Raw genomic sequence first — 635 nt, 5'->3', positions numbered from 1 at the left:
GATCGTCGTGTTGGAGTCTTTGCTGTGATCGATGTCGCGGGTGCTCCGCCCGCCCAGTACTGCGCCAATCTGCGGCAGTAACTGCGAGCCGACCACGACCGCCGATTGCTGCGCGATCGTCACGCGCTCCGCTGCCTGCCGCAAGTCGAGGTTGTTGGCAATCGCTTCAGCGACGATCGCATCGAGCAGCGGATCGTCGAGCGACTTCAGCCAGTCGTCGGCAACGGGAGCGCCGCTTGCATCCGACATCCATGCCGGCGGGACGGTCGTGCCCTTGGGCAAGGCCTGGTTCACCACGTCGCTGTGCTGCGGCGGTGTCGACAGCGCGCAACCGCCGAGCAGCGCAGCAAGGAACACGGCGACGAACGACGGCGCGCACTTCATAGCGAAAACGGATACAGCCAGTTGTACCACGTGTAGGAGCGGATCGCGACCTTGCGCAGCACGTCGAAGGCGCTGCTCGTGCTCGTGTAGATTGCCGCGCGTCCCTGCGTGCCGATCGGAAACTTGGACTGGTCCGGATCGTCCAGCGTGATCGCCACTGCGAACTGCCCTTGCGGAGCCTCGCCCGGCTGTGCGTTGAAGCTCGGCAGCGAGCCGCTGGGGAGCATTTGTCCCGCGCCGCTCCCCTGCCA

At 65.7% G+C, this 635-nt stretch carries 2 pseudogenes; both read right to left on the bottom strand.

Annotation, left to right across the window (positions count from 1 at the left end):
• Window positions 1–384, bottom strand: a pseudogene (locus BG61_RS38775) (TolC family protein); the annotation flags it as partial.
• Window positions 381–635: pseudogene (locus BG61_RS38770) on the bottom strand (HlyD family secretion protein); the annotation flags it as partial. The pseudogenes BG61_RS38770 and BG61_RS38775, both read right to left, overlap by 4 nt.

The sequence above is a fragment of the Caballeronia glathei genome, assembly GCF_000698595.1.
GTDB lineage: Bacteria > Pseudomonadota > Gammaproteobacteria > Burkholderiales > Burkholderiaceae > Caballeronia > Caballeronia glathei.
Note: the sequence above shows the minus strand (reverse complement) of the source record. Positions and strands in the feature narration are given on the sequence as shown.